1 protein-coding gene is annotated in these 446 nt (G+C 75.3%); it reads left to right on the top strand.

Annotation, left to right across the window (positions count from 1 at the left end):
• Window positions 1–233 precede the first annotated feature (233 nt).
• A partial coding sequence (locus A6V37_RS41860; protein WP_208607883.1) for a hypothetical protein occupies window positions 234–446 on the top strand: 213 nt, incomplete at its 3' end.

A 446-nucleotide genomic window follows, 5' to 3' on the forward strand; every position in this document is an offset into this window, starting at 1 on the left:
TCAGCGAGAGCACGGCGGGCGGAGGCGGGGATATGGGGGGGAGAGCGCGGCGAGTCGACTAGAGACGGGCGCGGTGAGTGCGGGACGGTGCAAGTGCGAGCGCGGATCAGCGGGAGAGGAGCGGGCGCGCGGGGGGGGGAGTCGGGCGGGAGTGCGAACGGGTGGCGGAAGGCGTCGGGGGGACGGGGCGGGACGGTGTGGACGGGTTCGAGAGGGCGGGGGGGGTGGGGCCAGTGGCGCAGGAACTGCTGAGGGGCGTTGGGGGCGATGTGGATGAGGGGCGCTTCGAGGTCGAGCGGCTTGGGGTTGACGCCGAGCGGGTGGGTCAGGGGCGGATACTGCGCGAGCGGTTGCGGCAGGGGGCGGAGCAGCAACGAGTTCGTGCGCGGGTCGGCGTCGGGCACCGGCAGGGGGTGCGTGCGGCCGCCGGGTGCCCCGGCGAAGTG

This window comes from Paraburkholderia ginsengiterrae (assembly GCF_001645125.1).
Lineage (GTDB): Bacteria > Pseudomonadota > Gammaproteobacteria > Burkholderiales > Burkholderiaceae > Paraburkholderia > Paraburkholderia ginsengiterrae.